The organism is Actinopolymorpha sp. B9G3 (genome assembly GCF_040120725.1).
GTDB lineage: Bacteria > Actinomycetota > Actinomycetes > Propionibacteriales > Actinopolymorphaceae > Thermasporomyces.
Window position 1 is genome coordinate 571,508 of the sequence record NZ_JBEEAB010000002.1, and the last position, 23,727, is coordinate 595,234.

General features: G+C 69.0%; 21 protein-coding genes. 13 read left to right on the top strand and 8 right to left on the bottom strand.

Going from position 1 to position 23,727, the window contains the following annotated elements; translation table 11 throughout:
* Positions 1-3 precede the first annotated feature (3 nt).
* Positions 4-741 carry a transcriptional repressor LexA gene (gene lexA, locus ABNF93_RS05715; RefSeq protein WP_349326488.1) on the bottom strand — a complete coding sequence of 246 codons (738 nt, stop codon included), beginning with the start codon at positions 739-741 and terminating at the stop codon, positions 4-6.
* 366 nt (positions 742-1,107) lie between these two features.
* Here lexA and ABNF93_RS05720 point away from each other — a divergent pair, with 366 nt between their 5' ends.
* The 5 genes from ABNF93_RS05720 to ABNF93_RS05740 all read left to right on the top strand — a co-directional run bounded on the left by ABNF93_RS05720 (position 1,108) and on the right by ABNF93_RS05740 (position 9,852).
* Positions 1,108-1,656 carry a LysM peptidoglycan-binding domain-containing protein gene (locus tag ABNF93_RS05720; RefSeq protein WP_349326490.1) on the top strand — a complete coding sequence of 183 codons (549 nt, stop codon included), beginning with the start codon at positions 1,108-1,110 and terminating at the stop codon, positions 1,654-1,656.
* Positions 1,657-2,002: 346 nt separating this feature from the next.
* A complete protein-coding gene (gene nrdR / locus ABNF93_RS05725) occupies positions 2,003-2,497 on the top strand; it encodes a transcriptional regulator NrdR (protein WP_349326492.1) in 495 nt (164 codons plus the stop codon).
* A 129-nt stretch (positions 2,498-2,626) separates the two neighbouring features.
* Positions 2,627-5,518, top strand: coding sequence for a vitamin B12-dependent ribonucleotide reductase (locus ABNF93_RS05730; protein WP_349326493.1), 2,892 nt, complete (start codon positions 2,627-2,629; stop codon positions 5,516-5,518).
* A gap of 162 nt (positions 5,519-5,680) precedes the next feature.
* A complete protein-coding gene (locus tag ABNF93_RS05735; RefSeq protein ID WP_349326494.1) occupies positions 5,681-7,201 on the top strand; it encodes a 3' terminal RNA ribose 2'-O-methyltransferase Hen1 in 1,521 nt (506 codons plus the stop codon).
* Positions 7,198-9,852, top strand: coding sequence for a polynucleotide kinase-phosphatase (locus tag ABNF93_RS05740; RefSeq protein WP_349326496.1), 2,655 nt, complete (start codon positions 7,198-7,200; stop codon positions 9,850-9,852). The genes ABNF93_RS05735 and ABNF93_RS05740 overlap by 4 nt, the downstream gene beginning before the upstream one ends.
* Positions 9,853-9,942: 90 nt before the next feature.
* On the opposite strand, the gene ABNF93_RS05745 is transcribed toward ABNF93_RS05740, so the two are convergent.
* Entirely contained in the window at positions 9,943-10,431 is a 489-nt protein-coding gene (locus ABNF93_RS05745; protein WP_349326498.1) for a DUF6319 family protein, read from the bottom strand.
* 158 nt (positions 10,432-10,589) lie between these two features.
* Between ABNF93_RS05745 and ABNF93_RS05750 the strand changes: the two genes are divergently transcribed.
* From ABNF93_RS05750 to ABNF93_RS05760, 3 genes are all read left to right on the top strand, one after another.
* Positions 10,590-11,264 (top strand): NAD(P)H-binding protein, encoded by a 675-nt coding sequence (locus tag ABNF93_RS05750; RefSeq protein ID WP_349326500.1) that lies wholly within the window; start codon positions 10,590-10,592, stop codon positions 11,262-11,264.
* A 396-nt stretch (positions 11,265-11,660) separates the two neighbouring features.
* Entirely contained in the window at positions 11,661-12,947 is a 1,287-nt protein-coding gene (locus ABNF93_RS05755; RefSeq protein WP_349326502.1) for a multidrug effflux MFS transporter, read from the top strand.
* A 43-nt stretch (positions 12,948-12,990) separates the two neighbouring features.
* On the top strand, positions 12,991-14,022 hold the full coding sequence (locus ABNF93_RS05760) for a DNA polymerase IV (protein WP_349326503.1): 1,032 nt from the start codon (positions 12,991-12,993) through the stop codon (positions 14,020-14,022).
* A gap of 10 nt (positions 14,023-14,032) precedes the next feature.
* On the opposite strand, the gene ABNF93_RS05765 is transcribed toward ABNF93_RS05760, so the two are convergent.
* The 4 genes from ABNF93_RS05765 to ABNF93_RS05780 form a co-directional block, all read right to left on the bottom strand.
* Positions 14,033-14,551: a pyridoxamine 5'-phosphate oxidase family protein gene (locus ABNF93_RS05765; RefSeq protein WP_349326504.1), complete on the bottom strand. Its 519-nt coding sequence runs from the start codon at positions 14,549-14,551 to the stop codon at positions 14,033-14,035.
* 84 nt (positions 14,552-14,635) lie between these two features.
* On the bottom strand, positions 14,636-15,592 hold the full coding sequence (locus tag ABNF93_RS05770) for a phosphotransferase family protein (protein ID WP_349326506.1): 957 nt from the start codon (positions 15,590-15,592) through the stop codon (positions 14,636-14,638).
* A 52-nt stretch (positions 15,593-15,644) separates the two neighbouring features.
* Positions 15,645-16,262, bottom strand: coding sequence for an excalibur calcium-binding domain-containing protein (locus tag ABNF93_RS05775; RefSeq protein WP_349326507.1), 618 nt, complete (start codon positions 16,260-16,262; stop codon positions 15,645-15,647).
* 161 nt (positions 16,263-16,423) lie between these two features.
* Positions 16,424-16,873 carry a hypothetical protein gene (locus ABNF93_RS05780; protein WP_349326509.1) on the bottom strand — a complete coding sequence of 150 codons (450 nt, stop codon included), beginning with the start codon at positions 16,871-16,873 and terminating at the stop codon, positions 16,424-16,426.
* A 174-nt stretch (positions 16,874-17,047) separates the two neighbouring features.
* On the opposite strand from ABNF93_RS05780, the gene ABNF93_RS05785 reads away from it, so the two are divergent.
* Positions 17,048-18,322 (top strand): hypothetical protein, encoded by a 1,275-nt coding sequence (locus ABNF93_RS05785; RefSeq protein ID WP_349326510.1) that lies wholly within the window; start codon positions 17,048-17,050, stop codon positions 18,320-18,322.
* A 77-nt stretch (positions 18,323-18,399) separates the two neighbouring features.
* A complete protein-coding gene (locus ABNF93_RS05790; RefSeq protein WP_349326512.1) occupies positions 18,400-18,951 on the top strand; it encodes a hypothetical protein in 552 nt (183 codons plus the stop codon).
* Between the two features lie 74 nt (positions 18,952-19,025).
* Here ABNF93_RS05790 and ABNF93_RS05795 read toward each other — a convergent pair whose 3' ends face one another.
* Positions 19,026-19,820, bottom strand: coding sequence for an alpha/beta fold hydrolase (locus ABNF93_RS05795; protein ID WP_349326514.1), 795 nt, complete (start codon positions 19,818-19,820; stop codon positions 19,026-19,028).
* A gap of 196 nt (positions 19,821-20,016) precedes the next feature.
* On the opposite strand from ABNF93_RS05795, the gene ABNF93_RS05800 reads away from it, so the two are divergent.
* Positions 20,017-20,505, top strand: a complete 489-nt coding sequence (locus ABNF93_RS05800) for a DinB family protein (protein ID WP_349326515.1) — start codon at positions 20,017-20,019, stop codon at positions 20,503-20,505.
* A 26-nt stretch (positions 20,506-20,531) separates the two neighbouring features.
* Entirely contained in the window at positions 20,532-21,824 is a 1,293-nt protein-coding gene (locus ABNF93_RS05805) for an alpha/beta fold hydrolase (RefSeq protein WP_349326517.1), read from the top strand.
* 27 nt (positions 21,825-21,851) lie between these two features.
* On the opposite strand, the gene ABNF93_RS05810 is transcribed toward ABNF93_RS05805, so the two are convergent.
* Complete coding sequence (locus ABNF93_RS05810; RefSeq protein ID WP_349326519.1) at positions 21,852-22,547, bottom strand: NUDIX hydrolase; 696 nt, start codon at positions 22,545-22,547, stop codon at positions 21,852-21,854.
* 156 nt (positions 22,548-22,703) lie between these two features.
* Here ABNF93_RS05810 and nadA point away from each other — a divergent pair, with 156 nt between their 5' ends.
* Complete coding sequence (gene nadA / locus ABNF93_RS05815; protein ID WP_349326646.1) at positions 22,704-23,705, top strand: quinolinate synthase NadA; 1,002 nt, start codon at positions 22,704-22,706, stop codon at positions 23,703-23,705.
* Positions 23,706-23,727 lie beyond the last annotated feature (22 nt).

Below are 23,727 nucleotides of genomic sequence, written 5' to 3' on the forward strand. Positions count from 1 at the left end.
AGGTCAGACGCGCCGCAGGACCGCGACGACCTTACCGAGGATCACGGCGTCGTCTCCAGGAATCGGCTCATAGGCCGGGTTGTGCGGCAGCAGCCAGACCTGCTTGCCGCGCCGGCTGTAGGTCTTGACGGTGGCCTCACCGTCGATCATCGCCGACACGATCTCGCCCAGCTCGGCCGTGGGTTGCTGGCGAACCACCACCCAGTCGCCGTCGCAGATGGCCGCCTCGACCATCGAGTCTCCCTTGACCTTGAGCAGGAACAGCTCACCTTCGCCCACCAGCTGACGGGGGAGCGGCATGATCTCCTCGACAGCCTGCTCGGCGAGGATCGGTCCACCGGCGGCGATCCGGCCTACCACGGGCACGAACGCCGGCGTGGGATGAGCGTCACCGCTGTCGGTCTCGTCGTACGTCGTCATCCGGGCACTCGAGACGGCCCGGCGGTGCGTGTCGGGGAACAAGACCTCGAGCGCGCGGGGTCGGTTGGGGTCGCGCCGGATGAACCCCTTGGTCTCGAGGACGCGGAGCTGGTGGGCGACCGATGAGGACGAGGTCAGACCGACGAGCTCGCCGATCTCGCGCATGGCAGGTGGATATCCCCGGTTTTCGACCGACTCGCGGATGACTTCCAGGATTCGGCGCTGCCTGGGCGTGAGGCCGGTGGCGTCCGGCGGCCCGTCGGGCAGTTCGCGCACGGCCGCGGTGGAGGAGTCGCGATCGGACTTCTTCCGCTTGGGCATAGCGGTGTTCTCCTTCCGAGGGTTTCCAGGAAGGGCTCCCGGGTTCCCGCCGGGTGCCCACATCGAGGAGCGTAGGGCCTCCGCCATCCACTTTCAAACATCTGTTCGACGGCGTGTCGCGAGCGTGTCGCGGACCGTGCAGGACGCCGGTCGCGCCCACCCGGCCGATGGGGGGTCTGCCTGGCCGACGTGGGCGGGGCTGGTCCTCTCTTATGGGAGAACCTGTGGCCTCGAACCTATTTTCGACCCTGCGGTCTGGCGGGCTGTCGGTGGGGTGGTGTAGAAAATCGTCCAGACGTTCGATCGAACAGTCGTTCGACGTCGAGCAAGGTCGAGGTTCGTTCCCTCGCCGTAGGAGGTCGGCACATGAGCAGCAGTGCGCCAGTCGTGCACATCGACGAGTTCCGTTCCCGGCGGACCTCTCGGGCGGGCGCGCCCCACCTCCCGGAGGCACTGTCGGGCAGTGGACGGCTCGAGGCGGTCCCCCGCAGGGCCGCCGCCGAGCGCACTCCGGCGCGAGCCCGGCGCGGTCCACGGCCGCGGTTGGTGCGGGCGTGTCATCGAGGGCTGGTGGCGGGTGAGCCCGTGCAGGCGCCGGTCACCCTGACCCGGCGGGGCCGGGTCGCCGTTCTGGTGATGACGCTGGTCTTCCTCGCGCTCGGCGTCCTCGGCTCGGTTGTCCTGTTGCAGGGCGCGTCGGCCGCCGACGCGGGCTCTGACGGTGGTCAGTCGGTCCGGACCAGGACGGTGACGGTGGCGCCAGGGCAGACGCTGTGGGAGATCGCCGCACGAGTGGATCCTGATGCCGACATCCGGGCCACGGTCGAGGAGATCTCCCGGCTCAATGGCCTGACGAGTGCCGGTGACCTGGAGATGGGCCAGTCACTCGTGGTCCCAGTTCGTTCCGGTGGCTGACATCGCCGCCCCGAAGGTCTGGCCGGCGACACGCCCGACTATCGCGGGTTCTGTCCCGCCTTGCGCCACCTGACCTGCAGCGACGCGGGGAGAGGAGTGTCGCCGGCGCGTCGAAGCTTGCATGGGTCTGGCGACCGACGTACGGTACCCCTAGATATGGTAGTTACAGAGCTGTAAGTCGTCCACAGGTTGTGATTCGAAGCCCACAGGTTCTCCCCAGGGAATCCACAGTCTCATCCCCAGGAGAAGCGCGATCTGGGCCCCGAACCAGGACATGTCGGGCAGATCTTGACGGCAGGGCCCGATCATCTGATCACCGCCGCCTGGACCCCGAGGAGCGCGCGTCATGCACTGCCCTTTCTGTCGACACCTCGACAGTCGCGTCGTCGACAGTCGTACGACCGACGACGGCACCGCGATCCGGCGCCGTCGCCAGTGCCCTGAGTGCGAGCGTCGCTTCACGACCGTCGAACAGGTCACCCTCGCCGTGGTGAAGCGCTGCGGAGTGACCGAGCCGTTCAGTCGGGACAAGGTCGCGGCCGGTGTGCGCAAGGCGTGCAAGGGACGGCCCGTCGACGAAGATGCCCTCGCGCTCCTCGCACAGCGCGTCGAGGACGAGATCCGGGCTAGCGGTTCGGCCGAAGTTCCGTCGCACGAAGTCGGGCTCGCGATCCTCGGTCCGCTGCGGGAACTCGACGAGGTCGCCTACATGCGGTTCGCAAGTGTCTACCGGAGCTTCGGGAGCCTGTCCGACTTCGAGACCGAGATCGCGCTTCTGCGCGCCGAGCGGGCCGAGACGGTTCCCGAACCCACACCCGAGCGGGAATCCGCCCACCCCTAGGAGCAGGGCCACGACGGCCGAACGGGACCAGGTGGAGAACGGCTCGCCACAGACCCGTTCCTGGGCAGGCGAGGGGAAGCGTCCGGACCAGGAACACCAACACACCAGAAGGAACCAAGGAGAGGCAGCATGACGGAGACGGTGAGCGGCTCAACCCGCGGGGGGGCGAGGGGACGTACGAATAAGGGGCTGAAGATCTCGAGGGTCTTCACGAAGCCCGGTTCGCACCCCTACGACGAGGTGACCTGGGAGCGCCGTGACGTCGTACAGCAGAACTGGAAGACCGGCGAGACCGTCTTCAGCCAGAAGGGCGTGGAGTTTCCCGACTTCTGGTCGGTGAACGCCTCGACGATCGTCACCACGAAGTACTTTCGGGGTGCCGTCGACACCCCGCAGCGGGAACAGAGCCTGAAACAGCTCATCGACCGGGTGGTCAAGACCTACCGACAGGCAGGCGAGGAGCACGGATACTTCGCGACTCCGGCAGACGCCGAGATCTTCGACCATGAGCTCACCTGGATGCTGCTGCACCAGTACTTCAGCTTCAACAGCCCCGTCTGGTTCAACGTCGGCACGCCGTCGCCGCAGCAGGTGAGCGCCTGCTTCATCCTGGCGGTCGACGACTCGATGGACTCGATCCTCAACTGGTACAAGGAAGAGGGCCTGATCTTCAAGGGCGGCTCCGGCTCGGGTGTGAACCTCTCCCGCATCCGTGCCAGCCGCGAACTGCTCTCCTCCGGCGGCACGGCGTCCGGGCCGGTGTCGTTCATGCGCGGTGCGGACGCCTCGGCCGGGACCATCAAGTCCGGCGGGGCGACCCGGCGCGCGGCGAAGATGGTGATCCTCGACGTCGACCACCCCGACGTGGAGGAGTTCATCGAGACGAAGGCGCGCGAGGAGGACAAGATCCGCGCGCTTCGTGACGCCGGCTTCGACATGGACCTCGGCGGAGCCGACATCCACTCGGTGCAGTACCAGAACGCCAACAACTCCGTGCGGGTCTCCGACGAGTTCATGCGTGCGGTCGAGGACGGCGCGCCGTTCGGCCTGCGGGCCCGGATCACCGGGGACGTTCTGGAGAAGGTCGACGCCAGGGGGCTCTTCCGCAAGATCTCCGACGCGGCATGGGGTTGTGCCGACCCCGGCCTGCAGTACGACGACACGATCAACGACTGGCACACCTGCCCCGAGACCGGTCGGATCACGGCGTCCAACCCGTGCTCGGAATACCTTCACCTGGACAACTCCTCGTGCAACCTCGCCTCGCTCAACCTGCTGAAGTTCCTGACCGATGACGGGCGCTTCGAGACCGACACCTTCGTCAAGGCGGTCGAGCTCGTCATCACCGCGATGGACATCTCGATCTGCTTCGCCGACTTCCCCACCCAGGCGATCGGTGACACGACGCGGGCCTACCGCCAGCTCGGCATCGGCTACGCCAACCTCGGCGCCCTGCTGATGGCCACCGGGCACGGCTATGACTCCGAAGGCGGCCGGGCGCTCGCGGCGGCGATCACCTCGCTGATGACGGGCACCGCCTACAAGCGGTCCGCCGAGCTGGCGGGGATCGTCGGTCCGTACGACGGCTACGCACGCAACGCCGAGCCGCACAAGCGGGTCATGCGCAAGCACGCCGCTGCCAACGACGCCGTACGCTCGATCGGGGCGATGGACCGCGAGGTTCTCAAGGCGGCAGGCGCGGCCTGGGACGGCGCGTTGAAGATCGGCCAGAAGAACGGCTACCGCAACTCCCAGGCCAGCGTGATCGCACCGACCGGCACGATCGGTCTGGCGATGGACTGCGACACGACCGGCGTCGAGCCTGACCTGGCGCTCGTGAAGTTCAAGAAGCTGGTCGGCGGCGGGTCGATGCAGATCGTCAACAACACGATCCCGCGCGCGCTCGACAAGCTCGGCTACCAGCAGGAGCAGGTCGAGGCGATCGTCGAGTACATCTCCGAGCACGGCCACGTCATCGATGCACCAGGGCTCAGGCCGGAACACTACGAAGTGTTCGACTGCGCCATGGGCACTCGGGCGATCAAGCCGATGGGCCACGTGAAGATGATGGCGGCGGTGCAACCGTTCGTCAGTGGCGCCATCAGCAAGACCGTGAACATGCCCGAGACGGCGACGGTCGAAGAGGTGGAGGAGATCTACTTCCAGGGTTGGAAGCTCGGCCTCAAGGCACTCGCGATCTACCGCGACAACTGCAAGGTCGGTCAGCCGCTCTCCGATGCGCGGGCGAAGAAGAAGCCCGCGTCAGAGGGGTCCAGGGCAGGCACCGCCGAAGCGGAGAAGGAGGTCGTGGTCGAGTACCGTCCGACGCGCCGGCGCCTGCCCAAGTCTCGGCCGTCGCGCACGACATCGTTCACCGTGGGCGGTGCCGAGGGTTACATGACGGCCGGCTCCTACCCCGACGACGGGTTGGGCGAGGTCTTCCTCAAGCTCGGCAAGCAGGGGTCCACGCTCGCGGGTGTCATGGACGCCTTCTCCATCGCGGTGTCGATCGCCTTGCAGTACGGCGTTCCGCTGGAGACCTTCGTCCAGAAGTTCACCAACCTGCGGTTCGACCCGGCAGGCATGACCGATGACGCCGACGTCCGCATGGCGCAGTCGATCATGGACTACATCTTCCGGCGGCTGGCTCTCGACTACCTGTCGTTCGAGAAGCGTGCGGCCCTCGGCATCTACTCGGCCGAGGAACGGCAGCGTCAGCTCGAGACGGGTTCGTACGAACCGATCCCGGAACCTGACGATGCCAGCGACATCGGCGATGCGGCCTCGCTCACCCAGGAGGGGAGCGGTTCGGACGACGACGCCGGGCCGGAAGGGTCCCGGGTCGCACAGGCGCAGGCCAAGCCGGCCCCTCGGGAGGCACACACGTCGACCGAACTCCTCGAGGCGATCCAGGGACGGACGGCCGACGCGCCGCTCTGCTTTACCTGCGGAACGAAGATGCGTCCGGCAGGGAGCTGCTTCGTCTGCGAGGGATGTGGCAGCACCAGCGGCTGCAGCTGATCGGAGTGAACCCGGGCGGCCCGGGCGGTGAGTCGAGAGGCTCGTTCGCCCGGGCTGTCCGGGTTCTGGTTTTCCGTCCAACGCTGGCGGCGGGGCGGCCGATGCCGAGCTCTGGCCAAACCGGTGCGACAACGATGGCCAGGTCCGGCAGGATTGCACCTCGTGCTCCTGACTCTGACGACCACTGCCGAACCCGCCACCGATCTGGGCTATCTGCTCCACAAGCACCCGGGGCGGGCGCAGGAGTTCGCCGTCGCCGGTGGCACGGCCCACGTGTTCTACCCCGCGGCGAGCGCTGCCCGGTGCACGGTGGCGCTCCTGCTGGAGGTGGATCCGATCGGGCTTGTGCGTGGCAGGCAGAGCCGTTTCAGGGACGGTTTCGCGCTGGGCCAGTACGTCAACGACCGGCCGTACGTCGCCTCCAGCATGCTGGCCGTCTCGCTTGGCAAGGTCTTTCGTACCGCTTTGTCCGGGCGATGCGACGCCCGGCCTGAGCTCGCGGCGACGGCGCTCCCGCTCGAGGTACGGATACCTGTCCTGCCGTGCCGTGGAGACCCGGATCTCGCCGAGCGGCTCTTCGCGCCGTTGGGCTGGCAGGTGCAGGCGGACCGGATCATGCTCGACGAGGCGATTCCGGACTGGGGGGTCTCGCGGTACGTCGATCTTCGACTCGTCGGCAGTCTGCGGCTGGCCGACGCGCTCAACGCCTTCTACGTCCTGCTGCCCGTGCTGGATGACGACAAGCACTACTGGGTGGGTGCGGACGAGGTGGAGAAGCTCGTCCGGGCGGGCTCCGGGTGGCTAGCGACCCATCCGTACAAGGCCTTGATCACTCACCGGTATCTCGCCCATCAGGCGGGCCTCACCCACAGTGCGCTGGCCCACCTGGCGGAGGTCGACGACGTGGAGCCGGCGGAGCTCGACAACGCCGTCCCCTCGTCCACTGGCGCCGCCGGCGCCGACCGCGCCGACCGCGCCGACGGCGCCGACCGCGCCGACGGCGCTGACGGCGCTGACACAGCCGCCGGGGAGCTGGATCGACTGGTTCCGCTGTCCGAGCAGCGGCGCGCCGCCGTCCTTGCCGTCCTGCGGGACGTGGGTGCCAAGCGGGTGGGGGACCTTGGCTGCGGTGAGGGTGCGCTGGTCGCGGCCATGCTGGCCGATCCGTTGTTCACCGATGTCCTGGCGACCGACGTGTCCGCGCGAGCCCTGGAGGTCGCCGCGAGGAAGCTCCGCCTGGAGCAGATGCCAGAAGTGAAGCGCGAGCGCCTGACGCTCTTCCAGTCCTCGTTGACCTACCGCGACGACCGGTTGACGGGTCTGGACGCGGCGGTGTTGATGGAGGTGGTGGAGCACGTGGATCCGCCCCGCCTCGCCGCCCTCGAACGCAGTGTCCTGGGTCATGCGGCACCCGCGACAGTGATCGTGACGACGCCGAACGCGGAACACAATGTGCGGTACGAAAGCCTGCCCGCGGGAGTCTTCCGCCATCGCGACCACCGGTTCGAGTGGACGCGCGAGGAGTTCGCCGCCTGGGCCGAACAGGCGGCCGGCCGGTTCGGCTACACCGTGCGGCTGCTCCCGGTCGGTGCCGACGATCCCGAGGTGGGACCGCCGACGCAGCTGGCCGTTTTCACCCGCCAGATCTCCGGCGAGTCCGATCGCGGAGGCGCGCGCCCATGACCTCGACATCGACCAACGAAGCCGCGCGCTCCGCTACGTCCGACCACCTGCTGGAGGTTCCCACGTTGAGCCTGGTGGTGCTGGTGGGAGCGAGCGGGTCGGGAAAGTCGACCTTCGCCCGGACCCACTTCGCATCGACGGAAGTGCTGTCCAGCGACTTCTGTCGCGGCCTGGTCGCCGACGACGAGAACGATCAGTCGGCAACGAAGGACGCCTTCGACGTGCTCCACTACATCGCCGGCAAACGCCTCGCGGCCGGGCGGCTCACCGCCGTCGATGCGACCAACGTGCAGCCCGACGCCCGCAGGTCCCTGGTCGGCCTGGCTCGCGAGCACGACGTCGTCCCGGTGGCGATCGTGCTCGACCTTCCCGAGCGCGTGTGCATCGCTCGCAACGCCGGGCGGGCCGATCGGACGTTCGGTGCGAACGTCGTCCGGCGCCAGAGCGGCCAGTTGCGGCGCGGGCTTCGGAACCTCAAGCGCGAAGGTTTCCGCACGGTCCACCGCCTCACCTCCGAAGCGGACGTCGACGCGGTCACGATCAGCCGGACCCGGTTGTACAACGACCTTCGCCACGAGGCCGGCCCGTTCGACGTCATCGGCGACGTGCACGGCTGCCGCGCGGAGTTGGAGGACCTGCTCGTTGCCCTCGGCTACGAGGCGGCACGCGACGCACACGGGCGGCCGGTGAACGCGCGGCATCCCGACGGACGGCGTGCGGTGTTCGTCGGCGACCTGGTTGACCGCGGCCCGGACACACCTGGTGTCCTCCGCCTCGTCATGGGCATGGTGGCCGACGGTTCGGCGTTCTGCGTTCCCGGAAACCACGAGAGCAAGCTGCTGCGAGCGATGCGCGGGCAGAACGTGCGGGTCTCTCATGGGCTGGCCGAGTCGATGGACCAGTTGGCTGGGGAGTCCGAGGAGTTCCGCGCCGACGTGGTGCGGTTCCTCGACGGGCTCATCTCGCACTACGTGTTGGACGGCGGCGCCCTCGTCGTGTCGCATGCGGGACTGTCCGAACGCCTGCAGGGACGCGCGTCGCGCCGTGTCCGTGCGTTCTGCCTGTATGGACAGACCACCGGAGAGACCGACGAGTTCGGTCTGCCCGTGCGGTACCCGTGGGCGGATGACTACCGCGGCCAGGCCATGGTGCTCTACGGCCACACGCCCGTGCCGACACCCGAGTGGATCAACAACACGATGTGTCTTGACACCGGCTGTGTCTTCGGCGGCCGACTCACAGCACTCCGCTATCCCGAGCGGGAGGTCGTGTCAGTACCCGCCGCGAGGGTCTACTACGAGTCGGCGAATCCATTCCCGCCCGCATCACCGGCACCGGGCGCTGACGTTCCGAGGAACCCACAGCTTCAGGCCGTTGCCGGTGGGCCGAGGCAGGCGGCCCGTCGCGAACCTGACGTCCTCGACATCACCGACGTCGCCGGTCGGCGGGTGGTGGAGACCCAGCATCACGGGCGGGTCAGTGTGCGGGAGGAGAACGCCGCCGCGGCGTTGGAAGTGATGAGCCGCTTCGCCGTGGATCCGCGATGGCTGCTCTACCTTCCGCCGACGATGAGCCCTGTCGCCACGTTGACGAGAAGCGATCTGTTGGAGCACCCCGACCAGGCCTTCGACGCCTACCGCGCGGAGGGGGTCGGTGCGGTGGTGTGCGAGGAGAAGCACATGGGTTCGCGGGCCGTCGCGCTGGTCTGCCGCAACCTCGCGGCGGCGCGGGACCGCTTCGGCGCGCCGGGTGACGCGAGCGGTGCGGTCTGGACGCGAACCGGGCGGCCCTTCTTCGGTTCTGACGTGACCGAGCGGCTCATCGAGCGACTCGGTCAGGCCGCTGAGTCCGCCGGTCTGTTCGACGAACTGGCGACATCCTGGTTGCTGCTCGACGCAGAGCTCCTGCCATGGAGCGCCAAGGCCGAGGACCTGCTGTGCCATCAGTACGCGTCCGTGGGCGCCGCGGCTCGAACTGCCCTGCCAGCGGCTGTCTCGGTTCTGGAGCAGGCCGCAACGTCCGGACTCGAGGTGACGCCGCTGCTGGAACGTACGAAGTCCAGGCAGGCCAACGCCGAGGTCTTCACGACGGCCTACCGGCACTACTGCTGGGCCACCGAGGACCTGACCGGGGTGCGCCTGGCGCCGTTCCAGCTTCTGGCCAGCGAGGGTGCGAGCCATCACGACAAGGCCCACGCGTGGCATCTCGACATCGCCGATCGGCTGGTGGCGGCGGATGGCGCGCTGTTCACCGCCACCAGGCGTACGTTCGTCGACGTCACGGATCCGGCGGCGGCCGCGGCGGCCGCAGCATGGTGGGACGACCTCACCTCCGCTGGAGGCGAGGGCATGGTCGTCAAGCCGGCGGCGAACCTCGTCCGTGGTCGGCGGGGTCTGGTGCAGCCGGGGCTCAAGGTCCGTGGCCGGGACTACCTTCGCCTGATCTACGGCCCCGACTACACCGAGCCGGTCAATCTCGAGCGGCTTCGCCAGCGCGGCCTCAACCACAAGCGTTCGCTGGCCGCGCGGGAGTATGCGCTCGGGCTCGAGGCGCTCGACCGGCTCGCGCACGGGGAGCCGCTGTGGCGGATACACGAGTGTGTGTTCGCCGTCCTGGCGCTGGAGTCCGAGCCGGTGGATCCGCGACTCTGAAACTCACCGCCTGCGGTGCGGGCGGCGCACGGATGACGGTCGCCCGGGTCGGCGCTTCAGTCCGGCCCGGGTCCGACCACGTCGGAGGTCCTAGTCAGCCTGGAGATCGGCGAGAGCGCGCTGGGCTGCTTCCAGCTCCGCCTGCAACTGCTCGACCCGGGAACGTTGCCGGTCCCGGGCCGCGCTCAGCACCGACTCGATCGCCTCGGCGATGTCGGGGTGGAGGTCCTTGGCGGCGGCGGCGACCGCCGTTGCCGGCACCGGCAAAGCCTTCACCACCCGCTTGCCGCCATGGGTGACCTCGGCCTGCCAGTCGGTGGCTTCCGCGGTTCCGGTCACGGTGAGGACGAGCTCGACACCCTGCGGCTTCGCTCCAGCGCCCTTGCGAGGCCTCCCACGCCTGGGTCGCGCCCCCGCCGGATCGGCAGCGTCGGACGCATCTGCCGCCGGAGCCGCGTCGCTCCCGCCACTAGCGGAACCGGGGCTGGACGCGACGTCGAGCGAGCTGTCGCCTCGATCGTCCGCGGTCTCCGCAGCCGCCACCGCCGCGGCTTCGTCCTGCTTGGTCACATCCACCATCAGCGCTCCTTGATGTCCTGCCATGGGTTTGTCGGGTGCGGCGCTCACTGTAGCAGTGGGTAGAACGTGTGTTCGACAAGATCCTCTTGCGTGTCGCGGTGAAACTGTGGGCTGTCTGGAGAACCGGGAACGCAGGCGTGGGGGAATGGGGAACAACTGTGCGCGTGGTCATTGCTGGGGCCCATGGCAAGGTCGGCTTGCGCCTGGGCCGGATGCTCGCTGATCGCGGTGACGAACTCATCGGCATCGTCCGCAATCCTGAGCACGGACCGGACCTTCGCGCGCACGGTGTTGCTCCGATCGTGCTCGACCTGGAGCAGGCGACCGTCGAAGCGGTGAGTGACGTGCTTGCCGGTGCCGACGCCGCCGTCTTCGCGGCCGGTGCCGGCCCTGGTAGTGGCGCCGCCCGCAAGGACACGGTGGACAGGGCCGCCGCGGTGCTCCTGGCCGAGGCCGCCGAACAAGCCGGCGTACGACGAATCCTCCAGGTGTCGTCCATGGGAGTGGAGCAGGTCCGCGACGGTGCGGCGCCGCCGGAGATGGACGAGGTGTTCGTCGCCTACCTGAAGGCGAAACTCGCCGCGGAGGAGGACCTGCGGACGCGCGACCTCGACTGGACGATCCTGCGTCCGGGCGGGCTCACGGACGCACCCGGCACCGGGCGGGTACGCCTCGCCCCACACGTGGAACGCGGCCAGGTTCCTCGCGAGGACGTGTCCGCCGTCCTGATGGCGTTGCTGGAGGCGCCCGCGACCGCGGGTCTGGTCCTCGAGCTCACCAGCGGCGACACGCCCATCCCGGATGCCGTGTCCGCGGTGACAAGCCTGCCTTGACAGCGCGATCGGCAGGCACCGCGCCCCGCGCGGCTCGAGTCGCGTGGCTGTTGCGAGAAGCCGGATCGCGAAGAACGATGGCGTTGCGGGCAGGTTAACCGGAAGCGCCGACAGGCTGAAGAGTGCGACCTCGAGCCGTCCAGAGTGAGCTGGGTCCGGAACGACCGTGTCCAAAGTGACCTGAGTCACTTCGACAAAGCGGAATGGCCGGAGTAAGAGAAGAGCTGAAGCTTTGTGGGCAGTGTCGCCCACCTTTCCTCCTTCTGAGACGACCTCGGGCGGCGTTGCCTCCCGTTCCAGCACCATCGTCACGCCCTTGCCGTACCACGGCACACATATGTCAGGCATCCGTCGCGACCATCCGTGCGCGCGATGCCAGAGCTTCGGAGACCACCTGTGCGCACCACCGTCGGCGCTGTCGACCCAACGCTGCGAGAAAGACCTGCCCGGATGCCGTTGTTGGTTCTCCTCCTCGGCTCGATCACGGCGATCGGGCCGCTGTCGATCGACCTGTACCTCCCGGCTTTTCCGGAGCTGACCCGTGCGCTGCACACCAGCGAGGCGATGGTCCAGCTCACCCTGACCGCCTGCCTGGTCGGTCTCGCCTCGGGCCAGGCGTTCCTCGGACCACTGTCTGACGCCGTGGGGCGCAGGCGCCCGCTCATCGCGGGCATGATCGGCTTCACGGCCGCCTCCGTGCTGTGCGCACTTGCTCCCACGATCGAGGTCCTCCTGGCCGGCCGGTTCCTGCAGGGCTTCGCCGGGTCGGCGGGCATGGTCCTCGCACAGGCGCTCGTCCGCGACCTGGTGGAAGGTCCGATGATCGCCAGGGTCCTCAGCCGGCTGATGCTCGTCATCGGCGTCGCGCCCGTACTCGCGCCCACCTTCGGCGGCCAGATCCTCGGTCTCACCGGGTGGCGCGGGCTGTTCTGGGCACTCGCCGGCTTCGGCGGGATCATGACCTTCGTCGTGGTGGCGTTCGTCAGCGAGACGCTCCCGAGCGAACGCCGCCAGCGCGGCGGCATCCTCGGCACCCTGCGCGGTTACCGACGGGTCTCGTCCGACCGGCGCTACCTGGGATATGGCGCGATCTCGGCGTTCGGGTTCCTCGCGATCTTCGGCTATGTCTCCGGGTCCTCCTTCGCCTACCAGGAGGTCTACGGTGTCTCACCGCAGACGTTCGGCCTGCTCTTCGGCCTCAACGGGGTCGGGTTGGTCTGCGCGAGCCAGCTGAACGCACGGCTCGTCCTCAGGGTGCCGCCGTTCGTGATCCTGCGTACCGTCCTGCCGATCACCGCGGCCGGGGCGATCGCGATGCTGTTCACGACGGCGACAGGGGCGTTCGGGATCATCGGCCTGGCCGCACCCCTGCTGGTCGTGATGACGAGCCTGGGTCTGGTCCTGCCGAACTCCGGTGCCCTCGCGCTGAACCGCCATCCCGAGTCGGCGGGGACCGCAGCGGCACTTGTCGGAATGACCCAGTTCGTGGTGGGAGGCATCGCCGGCCCGGTCATCGGCCTGGCCGGTACGGGCAGCGCCGTACCCATGGCCGTGGTCATGGTGACCGGTGTGGCCGGCATGAGCGTGATGGCGACGCTGCTGGCTCCGGGAGAGCCGAGGCGCGGCGCGCGGCACCGGAGATCCAGGAGCCCGGTCGAGGCGGCCGAACCAGCCCTTCGCTGACGGCCGGCCTCGGTGCCCGGCCGGATCGGGCAGACTGACAGGCGTGGTGGCGCCACGGTGGGTTCTTCACGTCGACCTCGACCAGTTCATCGCGGCGGTCGAGGTGCTCCGCCGGCCGGAGCTCGCCGGGCGGCCGGTCGTCGTCGGCGGGGCCGGTGACCCGACCCAGCGCGGCGTGGTGGCTACGGCGTCGTACGAAGCCCGCGAGTTCGGCGTCCAGTCGGGCATCCCGTTGCGTACGGCGGCGCGAAGGTGCCCCGACGCGGTGTTCCTCCCGTCGGACCCGCCGGCCTATGACGCGGCGTCGGAGAAGGTCATGGACACCCTGCGGGAGTTCCCGGCCGTCGTCGAGGTCATGGGCTGGGACGAGGCGTTCCTCGAGGTGCACACTCCTGACCCGGAGGCGATGGCCGCCGAGATCGCCGACGCCGTACGCACGAACACCCAGCTCGCGTGCTCGGTCGGTATCGGCGACAACAAGCTGCGCGCCAAGCTGGCGACGGGTTTCGCCAAGCCCGCCGGCGTCTTCCGGCTCACCGAGGCCAACTGGTGGCAGGTCATGGCCGAACGCCCGACGGACGCCCTGTGGGGGATCGGCCGGAAGACGGCCCGCAAGCTCGCCGACCTCGGTGCCCACACCGTCGCCGAGCTCGCCGGGACGGACGCGGCCGTGCTGGCGGAGCGGCTCGGGCCGACCATGGGCCCGTGGTACCGCCGGATCGCCCGGGGCGAGGACAGGTCACCCGTCGTCGGCACGCCGTACGTCCCGCGGTCGCGAAGCCGGGAGACGACGTTCCAGACCAACCTCACCGACTGGGCGGCCGTACGCACGGAGGTCGTGACGCTCGCGCACCGGGTCGCCGACGACGTGGTCGCCGAGGGCCGACCGGCCGCGCGGGTCGCCGTCAAGGTCCGATGGGCACCGTTCCAGACCCACACGCGAAGCGTCACCCTGGCGGCGCCGACGAGTGACGCCGCCGACATCGAGGCGGGGGCGCTCGCCGCGTTGGCGAAGTTCGAACCGGGCAGGGCGGTCCGGCTGCTCGGCGTACGGGCCGAGTTCGAGACCAGGTGAAGGGGAACCCTCAGAAGCGCCAGCGGGTCTGGCTGAACGGCCGACCCTTGGCGAACCCGAAGGCCTTCGAGGGCGCCACTTCGTAGATGAGCGCGTCGCCGCGCCGGATCGCGTCGGCGAGGCCGTGGAACGTTCCGTCCGGCGCGGTGAAGTGGTGCCGGTACTTCGACTCGTAGCCGGTGGCGATCCGGTCCAGCAGAGCCTTGTCCTCGACAGTACGGGCGTCGCCTTCCACCACGATGTCGCAGCCCTCGTCGAGGTCGTTGCGGCCGGTCGTGAGGATGCAGTGCGGGTTGCTGGCGAGGTTCTTCGCCTTGCGTTCCTCCGAGCCGGTGCAAAAGTACAACGCGTCGTCCAACCAGAGCCCGATCAGGGGCGTGACGTGGGGGCGTCCGTCCGGGCGTACCGTCGTCAGCCAGTACACGCCCGCCGTCTCCAACTGCCCGCATGCCTCCGCCCACCCGGTCGGCGTCGCATCCTCGCTGCTGAATCTCGCATCCAGGTCGGTCGTCGGCGCCTTGGCGGCCATCGTTTCTCCGTTCCTCGTGGGTACGTCCTGTGACGTAGACGCGTCCAGAGCCGGAAACTCATCGGTCCGGGCGCCCCCTGGGTCCTACCCAGGGTCCGCGCTGACGTCCCACAGGAGGACGGCGAGGTCGTCGAGCGTCGCGACGTCGCGCCCTCGTGCGATGTCCCTCACGCCGGGGAGCACGTCGAACCGGTGCATGAGCGCCATACTCATGGCCCGGCGGCAGAAGGCGTCGTCGACCGGCCACCCGTAGCCCGCCAGGAAGGCGCCGAGGAGTCTCTTGTCGCCTCCGAACGCACCGAGGTGGAGGGCTGGCAGTTCGTAGTAGGGGTCGGTGACGAAGGCGTCGCCCCAGTCGATGATGCCGACCAGTTGGCCGCCGTCGACGAAGAGGTGGTCCTCGGTCAGGTCGGCGTGGACCAGCCGGCGGTGGGGCGACGGTGCAGAGAGAAAGTCGGGGATCTGGTCGATCAGGTGCTCCGGGAGCGTGCCCCATGCGCGCTGCCGCTCGGCGGTGCCGGGCCGGTGGTCGCCGAGCCAGTCCCGTTGGAGACCAGCCGCCTCGGGTACCCGCAGGTCGTGAACCTGCCGGATGATCTCGCCGACCGTCCCGGCCAGCTTGGTTCCGGTGACGGCCGACGGGCGAAGGTCGCGCCAGGCGATGCCGGCGAGCCGGGTGGTGACGAGGTACGGCCAGGGGTCGGCGTGGTCGTAGAGCTGGCCGTGGGCGACCAGCGCCGGAGCGGGGATGTTCGGGTGCCCCCTGAGGAGTTGCTGCACGGCCAGCTCGGCGTCGTGGTCGGCGCGCCAGGTTCGGAACCAGCCGAACAGCTTCACCACGACCGGTCCGGCGAGAAACGTCGGATAGGTACCGACGAAACCGGCCTGCAGATCACCGTCCGCATGGCCGTGGCGGCGGAGTACCTCCCGTACGTACGGCGCCCAGAACCCGACGTCGCCCAGTCGATCGCCGTAGTCACCGCGGGAGAAGTCCGGCGGCGGGGGAGCGCCCATCACGCCGGCCGATCCTGCCAGTTTCATGCGTACACCCGCAGTGGGTTTTCCTTGCAGGGCTCACGCTCGGGCTACGCCGTCACTCGCACGCCAGGCCGTCGCGGTCCCGGTCGTGGTACCAGAAGTACTCGATGTCCCTGCCGAAGTAGTACGGCCCGTAGCCGCTCTCCCTGGCCCGCCGGCAGTTCACGAACCACGGGTCGACGTGGTGTGGCCAGTTCCGGGACCGGTCGTGGCGCGAGTCGTTTCCGGAATCGGACGGTTCCGAGGGCGTCGACAGGCCCGCCGAGGAGTCCCGGTGTGGCTCCTTCGGTGAGGTCGCAGGAGGGTGCGGCTCGGCGGAGTAGGGCGCCGGCGCCTGGCGCGCGGTGGGCACGGGACCACGATCGGCGTCGCGGTCAGCCTTCGGCGTGCGCCGAGCCGGCTGGTCATCCGGATCGAGAGTGACGACGCTCGTCTCGCCGGGTGCGGAGAAGACGAAGACGTATGCCAGCAGGATGGTGACGCCCACGACGAACCCGAGGGCGACGCCGAGCGGTCGTCGGCCGAACGTGGCGCGGGGCGGGGAGTCGTCGATCCACAGCTGCCATCCGTACGGCGGAGGACCCCAGGACGGGTCGGGTTTCCAGCCGGGTGGAGGGGTCCAGTCAGCGGGTGGGCGTGGCCAGTTCGGTGGCGGGTTGTAGCGATCGGCCATGGCTGTCTCCCCGGACGAGGACCGTGGTGATCTTAGGCGTCACGGTTCCTCTCCGCAGGCCCTTGCTCACATCGTGGCAAGTCCGGTCAGCCGCGCAGTGTGTGATCCAACGGCGGTCCGCGGCCGTACGAGGCGAGCGTCGACGCCTGCGCCGCTCGTGGTCAGCCGACGGCGAGGGTCGGGTGATAGCCACGCTGCCTGTCGTCAGCGGTGCGCCACCCCTGCTCGGTGAGCAGGATCACCTGACCGTCGAAGGCTGGTACGTCGTGCCCGGACTGACGCCATCCCTCGAGCCATCGGCGGTCGGCGGCGGTGATCTCGAGCGGCCCGCTCCGGACGATCACCGTCAGGAACGAATGCCTTGGCGGGCCGACACTGACCCGCGGGCCGAACAGTTGCTCGGCCGTGTCGCGGACGGCCGCCGCGCAGTGTCGGATCTCGTCCGTGGTTCTGTCTGTCAGGGCGAGCACGGCCGTGTCGAGGAGATGTTGGATCGTGTCGGGAAGTTCGACGAGACCGATGATGACCATGCCGGCGCGAAGCCGGTGACGCCGGGCGATGCCCGCGAGCGCGGCGGCCGGGTCGCGCAACTCCCCCCGTTGAGTTCGCATGTCTTTGATGGTGCGCCTTTTCCGGTCGGCTTGGTGAGCTTTTTCCACAACCGGGCCTTGTCGTGACGACCGATCACGTCGCGGCGTACCGGGATTGGACGGGTCCATGGGGCTCTGTGTGATCCTTGGTGAGCGTCGTACGTCATCCGGACGAGAAGGGAGCGCACTCAGGTCATGGGTCGGCACGACTTGCTTTTGGCGCGCGTGCCAGCGGAGCTGGCGGGCCATGCCCGCCTGGTGGTCGAGTGGCTGGTCGGCGACGCGATGGAGTTCAGTGAGCTTGGGCAGGCAGAGGTCCAACGGCTGCTCTGGCTCGACCTCCCCACCAGGTGGACGGTTTCCCCCGCCCAGTGGCCGCAGGTGGCCGAGGCGACTGCGCAGGTCCTCGATCTGGCTGGGCGACCGACGCTCGCCGTCCTGGCCCGATCGGATGAGACCCGGGAGATCCTCGCCGCCCATGCCCGCTCGGGCGATGACGGTGCCCGCGCGGCCGAGGCGGCGTATGTAAAGACCGGCACCATGCCGCCCGACACCGATCTGCTCGTGTGGGGATCCAGGCACAACGGACCGGAGACGCACGCCCACGACGAGCTGAGGCGTGTCCTCGAGGCTGCCGTGGTGGCCGGCGACTATGTTCCGGGAACGGCCGGTTGGCGCCAGCGGCAGCAGGCCCTGACCGACCGGTGGCTCACCACGCCGACCCGGTTGTTCGACGCGCAGCGTCCCGTCGATGTGATCCACGGCTTTCGCCGTGAGCGGTGGAGCACGACGGGCACACCGGCCCGCTGCGTGATCCTTGGGGAGATCGAGCCACTCCTACGGGAACCGCTGCCGGTGCCCGAGGGGGAGCCGGCACCTCTGGTGTGGCTCCTGGACCAGATCGGACAAGGCGTACGCCTCACCCAACGCGGCTATCTGCCGCCGTCGATCGTCAAGGCCGCCGACGAGCGTTTCGGATGGAGCCCGCCGCCGTTCCGGGCGACGAGGGAGGCCGACCTGGCGCCGCTGCTCGAACTGCACGAACTCCTGCGTGAACACCGGCTGCTCACCAAGCGTCGCGACCAGCTCCGACCGTCCGCCCGGTGCCGGGCACTACGGGAAGCACCGGGACGGTTCTGGGAGGTGTCGGCGGTCGCGTGGCTCGGCACGACCCCCTTCGAGATCCGGGTGGGCGAGATCGCGTGCGCGGTCATGCTCCGTGGATCGTGCACGCTCGACGACCTCAGCGCGCTCGCCCACGAGGCGGTCGCGCCCGAGTTCCGCGATCGGCACGGCCGGTTGATACCCGAGGGCGCGGCCTATGAGGTCGTTGTCGGATGGTTCCGTCGCGCAGTCGCGCTCGGCTTCGCCGATGGTCGGGTTGGCGGCCTGGAGAGGAGCTTGAGTGAGGTGGGCAGGCCGGCGGCGCTCACGGCGCTGCGCGCCCGGGCACACAGCGCGGTGAGCTGACACGCTGGGTTGGTCACGAGGTCAGCGCCCAAACCACGCTCACGATCGGGCACCTGGTGTGTGGCAGGCTCGTCACCGTGGGAAAAGTCGTGATGGTGACCGGGATGCAGGCGGCGGGAAAGACGACGATCGGGCCATTGCTCGCTGCCGGCCTCGGGCCACTCGCGGCCGCGTTCGACGGCGACGTCTTCTATCGGATGGTCGTCGCGGGCAACGTGGACATGACACCAGCGCGGCACCCTGAAGCAGTCCGCCAGGTGGGGCTGCGGTACGACGCGGCGGCGCTCGTCGCACAGCACTACGTCGAGTCGGGGTTCGACTTCGTCTACACCGACATCATCCTGGGTGCCGACGTGCACAGGTGGATGGACTCGATCAGGAACGCCGAGCGTCACCTGGTCGTCCTCAACCCTTCGGTCGACGCCATCGTGGAGCGCGAGATCGGAAGGGGCAAGAACTCCTACCGAGACTGGCAGAAGCCTGGCATGACTCTCGAAGCGGCGGTCGCCTCGATGCAACGCGCCCTCCAGGAAACGCCTCGTCGAGGTCTCTGGCTCGACTCGAGTGGTCAGACGCCCAAGGAAACGGTCGAAGCGATCGTCAGTGACCTGTCGACCTCGCTGTACTAGCAACGAGCGCCGCCAGCTCGCCCGAGGTGAGCAAGATACCGACCAGAAAGCCTGCGGCGCTTCAAGATTGCGGCTCAGGGCGTGTCACGGAGCGGGTGCACGGTGTCGACGAACTCCCTGAACGTCTTGACCCACAGGTCGGGCACATCGCGGTGAAGGTGATGGCCGCCTGGCAGGACCGTGAAGCGTTCGGTGGGGAGGGCGCGTTCGACGGCGAGCCGATCGATACCGCGCAGCGCGCTCAGCCGACCACTGCCGAGCGGGTCGGGTTCGTCCGGTGCGGCCAACACGAGTGCCTGGGCGCGCAGAGTCGCGACCAACGTCGGCAGGTCCCACGGGCGGGGTGCGCGAAACCCGGCGAGGATCGCAGGAACATCGGCCGCGGCCATGCCGGCGACGGCGTGTTCGACGTCTTCGGGGGACCAGCGTGGGTTGGCGAGGCGCAGCCGCCGCATGAGCTGGTCGCGGCCGGAGTGGACGAGCGCGGAGTCCGTGGCGATCGAGTCGGCCAACGCTTCGCGGTCCTCGGTCCGGGCGCCCGGCGGCTCCTCCAGCACCAGCGCCTCGGTGAGATCGACGTACCGGCTGGCCAGCACGAGCGCGACGATGGCGCCGAGCCCGTGGCCGACGAGGACGTCGACCTTGCCGGGGAACCGTTCGGAGGTTCCCTGGACGATGGCCGGCATGTGCAACGGCCGGTTGACGAGTGGTCGCTTGCCGTGGCCGGGGAGGTCGAGCGCGGTGACGTCCCAGCCGAGCCCGGCGAGCGCCGGTCCGATCCGCCACCAGGTCGCCGCGTGTGACATCTCGCCGTGCAGGAGCACCACCCGGCCGCGCGCCGGACCCAGTGGCTCCCACCGAAGAGTCATGTCGGACATCAAAGCGGACGGGACCGCCTGTTGACGACACGCGGAGCGGATCTTTTCCGTACGCACGTCGCCGGCAGGCGCGCGGGCCGGTAGAGCGCTGGGGGAGTCGGGAGATATAACCGGAGCGCAGGACACGCCGCCCGGCGACACTCGCCGGGAGAGGCCGTGGCCTGAGCCGAGAACCGGGAGGCCGCCGATGAGCAACCTGACCCTTGACCCTGATCCCCGCTCCGGCGAGCGCGAGGTGCTGCTCGGGTTCTTGCGCGGGGAGCGTGCCAAGGTGCTCAAGACCGCCGAGGGATTGACGGAGGAACAAGCGCGCTGGACGCCCGCCGGCAAGCTCATCCCCGTCACAGGTGTGCTCAACCACCTCACCCATGTCGAGTGGCGCTGGATCGACGGTCGCTATCTCTGCCAGGAGGTGTCCCGGTCGGAGGAGGAGTTCGTGCCGACGGCAGACCACACGCTGGCGGAGGTTGTCGCTGCGTACGAGGAGCGGGCCATCCGCACCGACGCGACCGTCCGTGGCGCACCGAGTCTCGACGCTCCATGCCTCGGTGGTCGGGAACCCATACCCGGCCTCGACCTCCGGTGGGTGCTTCTCCATCTCATCGAGGAGACGGCCCACCACTGTGGGCACGCGGACTCGACCCGGGAGATGCTCGACGGCACCAAGTTCTGGTGAACGGCGACCTCAGCGAGGGAGATGACATGAATACGACGACGCGGTCCTATCGCCAGCGCGGCCTCGAGTGCACGGAGTACGTGATCGACGTGCCGCTCGACCACGACCGCCCCGGCGGGGAACAGATCCAGGTCTATGCGCGCGAAGTCGTCGACACCACTCAGCCCAATGCCGAGTCGCTTCCGCGTCTCGTGTTCCTCCAGGGCGGTCCGGGTGGGAAGGGGCCGCGCCCGGTCAGCCGTGCGGGGTGGCTCGAGCGGGCGTTGAAGGACTACCGCGTCGTGTTGCTGGACCAGCGCGGAACTGGACTGTCCACGCCGGCCAACCGGCAGACTCTGCCGCGGCGGGGGACGCCGGCGGACCAGGCGGACTACCTCAGCCATTTCCGCGCTGATGCGATCGTCCGCGACGCCGAACTCCTGCGCCGTGCGCTCCAGGGTGACGAACCGTGGACGGCCCTCGGTCAGAGCTTCGGTGGCTTCTGCGCGCTGTCCTATCTGTCGTACGCACCGGAGGGGTTGCGCGAGGTCTTCGTCACCGGTGGGCTTCCGCCGCTTTCGGCGACGCCGGACGAGATCTACCAGGTCACCTACTCGCGCGCGGTCGAGAAGAACACCGCGTACTTCGCCCGCCACCCAGACGACCGCGACCTGTGCGCCCGCATCGTCGACCATATCCGCGACCACGACGTACGCCTGCCGACCGGCGAGCGGCTGAGCCCGCGCCGCTTCCAGGGTGTCGGCATGCGCCTGGGTATGCGGAACGACTTCGACGCGTTGCACTACCTGCTCGAGGAGGCGTGGGTCGACGGGGTGGCGGGACCTGACCTCTCCGACACGTTCCTGGCGGCCGTCGGGCAGGGAGCGAGCTTCGCCTCCGGTCCGTTGTACGCCGTCCTGCACGAAGCGTGCTACACCCAGCGTGCGGCGTCGGCGTGGTCTGCCGAACGGGTCTATGCACTGCGGCCGGAGTTCGCCCTCGATCCCGACACGCCGTTCCTGTTCACCGGCGAGATGATCTACCCGTTCCTGTTCGACGAGGACCCCGCGCTCGTGCCGCTACGCGAGGTCGCGCACGTGCTGGCGGACAAGGACGACTGGCCGGCGCTCTACGACGTCGACCGGCTCGGCGCCAACGACGTACCGGTCTTCGCCGCGGTCTACTTCGACGACCTCTACGTCGCCCGGGAGTTCTCCCTCGCGACCGCCGCCTCCGTAGGACGCGTGACACCGTGGATCACCAACAGCTACGAACACGACGGGCTGCGTACGGGCAAGGTTCTCGACCACCTGTTCGCGCTGGCAAAGGAAACGCCCTGAGCCGGCAGGCTCCTGGTCCGGTGGCAGCTACCGGCGCCCGCTCGGTGGACGCAGCACGGCGACCGGATCGGTCACCTGGATGTCGCGGCAGGTGAAGCGGAACAACGCCGCCGGCCGCCCGCCCGACGGTCCGGGCGAGGCCGTTTCGCCGGTCGTCGTGAGCTGCCCACGTCGGGAGAGGACCCGCTGCAGGTTGGTCGCGGAGACCCGGTGTCCGAGGGCGGCGGAGTAGAGCTCGCGCAGCTCGGAGATGGTGAACGTCGGCGGCGCCAAGGCGAATCCCAGGTTGGTGTAGGAGAGCTTGGAGCGGAGTCGGTCGCGCGCGCGGAGGATGATCGCCTCGTGGTCGAACGCCGTGCGGGGGAGCGCATCGACTCGATGCCACTGTGTGTCGTCAGGAAGCTCCGGGTCGTTGTCGCTCGCGACGAGGCCGAGGAACGCGGTGGCGATGACGCGAGGGCCGGGTACCCGGTCGGGTGCGCTGAACGTCGCGAGCTGTTCGACATGGGACAGTTGCCGCACATCGACCTTTTCGGCCAGCTGCCGGCGTACGGATCTCTCGATGTCCTCGTCGGCCTGGAGCCGTCCGCCCGGAAGCGACCATCGACCGGCCTGCGGCTCGCGCGCCCGCTGCCACAGCAGCACCTCGAGGGACAGCTGGTCGGGTGACCGGGACCGGACCTGGAGCACTGCCGCAAGCACCTCATGCCCCAGTTTGTTCACGCGGTGATAGTATCTCTAGAAGTTTTCGATTCAAAGGCGAAAACCGGAAGTCGAAAGCCCCAAAGGGAAAGCCCCAGAGGAGAAGTGCAGGGAGGGCCCATGACCGCTGTCACCTCAGCGGAGCCCCGCTCGGACACCGAATCATCTGAGAGCGACATGTCAGAGAGCGGGACCGGCGCCTACGACGGAGTGGAGCCGGACCAGGCATGGCAGGAGGAGGTACGCCGGCTCGCCACCGAGCGCGACGCCGTCCTCCTGGCGCACAACTACCAGGTTCCTGCGATCCAGGACATTGCCGACCACACCGGTGACTCGCTCGCGTTGAGCCGCATCGCCGCCGCCAGTGACGCGTCGACCATCGTCTTCTGTGGCGTCCACTTCATGGCCGAGACCGCGAAGATCCTGAGTCCGGACAAGACCGTCCTGATCCCGGACGCGCGGGCCGGGTGCTCCCTGGCCGACTCGATCACCGCCGACCAGTTGCGGTCGTGGAAGGCCGAGCACCCAGGCGCCGTCGTCGTGTCGTACGTCAACACGACCGCGGAGGTGAAGGCGGAGACCGACATCTGCTGCACGTCGTCCAACGCGGTCGAGGTCGTCGCGTCGATCCCCGCCGACCGCGAGGTGCTGTTCCTGCCTGACATGTTCCTGGGCGCTCACGTCAAGCGTGAGACCGGGCGGGAGAACCTCCACGTCTGGGCGGGCGAGTGTCACGTCCACGCGGGCATCAACGGCTCGGAACTCACCGAGCGGGCGGCCGCGCACCCTGACGCCGAGCTGTTCATCCACCCCGAGTGTGGTTGCGCGACCTCCGCGCTCTACCTCGCGGGCGAGGGTGCGGTGCCGCCCGACCGGGTGAAGATCCTGTCCACCGGTGGGATGCTCGACGCGGCCCGCGAGACCCGGTCGCGATCCGTGCTGGTCGCCACCGAGATCGGCATGCTGCACCAACTCCGCAAGGCCGCACCGGGTACGGACTTCCAGGCGGTCAACGACCGCGCGTCCTGCAAATACATGAAGATGATCACCCCGGCCGCGTTGCTGCGTTCGCTGCGCGACGGCGTCGACGAGGTCCACGTCGATCCGGTCCTGGCCGAGCGTGCCCGCGGCGCCGTGCAGCGGATGGTGGAGATCGGCCAACCCGGCGGCGGCGAATGAGGAGCCGCTGGGAAGCATCCGC

Excerpts from the sequence above, each read along its gene's own strand:
- nrdR (WP_349326492.1), top strand. The coding sequence starts at position 2,003 with ATGCACTGCCCTTTCTGTCGACACCTCGACAGTCGCGTCGTCGACAGT.
- lexA (WP_349326488.1), bottom strand. The coding sequence starts at position 741 with ATGCCCAAGCGGAAGAAGTCCGATCGCGACTCCTCCACCGCGGCCGTG.
- ABNF93_RS05780 (WP_349326509.1), bottom strand. The coding sequence starts at position 16,873 with ATGCGAACTCAACGGGGGGAGTTGCGCGACCCGGCCGCCGCGCTCGCG.
- nadA (WP_349326646.1), top strand. The coding sequence starts at position 22,704 with ATGTCAGAGAGCGGGACCGGCGCCTACGACGGAGTGGAGCCGGACCAG.
- ABNF93_RS05800 (WP_349326515.1), top strand. The coding sequence starts at position 20,017 with ATGAGCAACCTGACCCTTGACCCTGATCCCCGCTCCGGCGAGCGCGAG.
- ABNF93_RS05805 (WP_349326517.1), top strand. The coding sequence starts at position 20,532 with ATGAATACGACGACGCGGTCCTATCGCCAGCGCGGCCTCGAGTGCACG.
- ABNF93_RS05765 (WP_349326504.1), bottom strand. The coding sequence starts at position 14,551 with ATGGCCGCCAAGGCGCCGACGACCGACCTGGATGCGAGATTCAGCAGC.
- ABNF93_RS05795 (WP_349326514.1), bottom strand. The coding sequence starts at position 19,820 with ATGACTCTTCGGTGGGAGCCACTGGGTCCGGCGCGCGGCCGGGTGGTG.
- ABNF93_RS05740 (WP_349326496.1), top strand. The coding sequence starts at position 7,198 with ATGACCTCGACATCGACCAACGAAGCCGCGCGCTCCGCTACGTCCGAC.
- ABNF93_RS05785 (WP_349326510.1), top strand. The coding sequence starts at position 17,048 with ATGGGTCGGCACGACTTGCTTTTGGCGCGCGTGCCAGCGGAGCTGGCG.
- ABNF93_RS05775 (WP_349326507.1), bottom strand. The coding sequence starts at position 16,262 with ATGGCCGATCGCTACAACCCGCCACCGAACTGGCCACGCCCACCCGCT.
- ABNF93_RS05745 (WP_349326498.1), bottom strand. The coding sequence starts at position 10,431 with ATGGTGGATGTGACCAAGCAGGACGAAGCCGCGGCGGTGGCGGCTGCG.
- ABNF93_RS05730 (WP_349326493.1), top strand. The coding sequence starts at position 2,627 with ATGACGGAGACGGTGAGCGGCTCAACCCGCGGGGGGGCGAGGGGACGT.
- ABNF93_RS05770 (WP_349326506.1), bottom strand. The coding sequence starts at position 15,592 with ATGAAACTGGCAGGATCGGCCGGCGTGATGGGCGCTCCCCCGCCGCCG.
- ABNF93_RS05720 (WP_349326490.1), top strand. The coding sequence starts at position 1,108 with ATGAGCAGCAGTGCGCCAGTCGTGCACATCGACGAGTTCCGTTCCCGG.